At 67.5% G+C, this 459-nt stretch carries 1 protein-coding gene; it reads left to right on the forward strand.

Annotated features, from left to right (window positions below; genetic code table 11):
- Window positions 1–459 (forward strand): NAD(+)/NADH kinase (locus RNB18_RS51785; protein ID WP_311721031.1); only part of this gene is annotated, 459 nt, incomplete at both ends.

Genomic DNA, 459 nt, shown 5'->3' on the forward strand with positions numbered 1-459 from the left:
TTCCTGCGTGCCGCGGAGCTCGCGCGAAATGTCGAGATCCCGGTGCTGGGAGTCAATCTGGGCCGGATCGGATTCCTCGCCGAAGCCGAGGCCGAGGCGATCGACCATGTGCTCGAGCGCGTCATCGAGCGCGACTACCGCGTCGAGGAGCGGATGACCCTCGACATCGCGGTGCGGGTGGGGACCGATGTGGTGAACCGCGGTTGGGCACTCAACGAGGCCAGCCTGGAGAAGGGTCCCCGGCTCGGAGTGCTCGGCGTTGTGTTGGAGGTGGACGGCCGCCCGGTCTCGTCGTTCGGCTGCGACGGGGTATTGGTGTCGACCCCGACGGGATCCACGGCCTACGCGTTCTCGGCGGGCGGCCCGGTGCTGTGGCCGGACCTGGAGGCGATTCTGGTGGTACCCAACAATGCTCACGCATTGTTCGCCCGTCCGATGGTGACCAGCCCGTTGGCCAGT

This window comes from Streptomyces doebereineriae (genome assembly GCF_031845645.1).
GTDB classification, from domain to species: domain Bacteria; phylum Actinomycetota; class Actinomycetes; order Streptomycetales; family Streptomycetaceae; genus Streptomyces; species Streptomyces canus.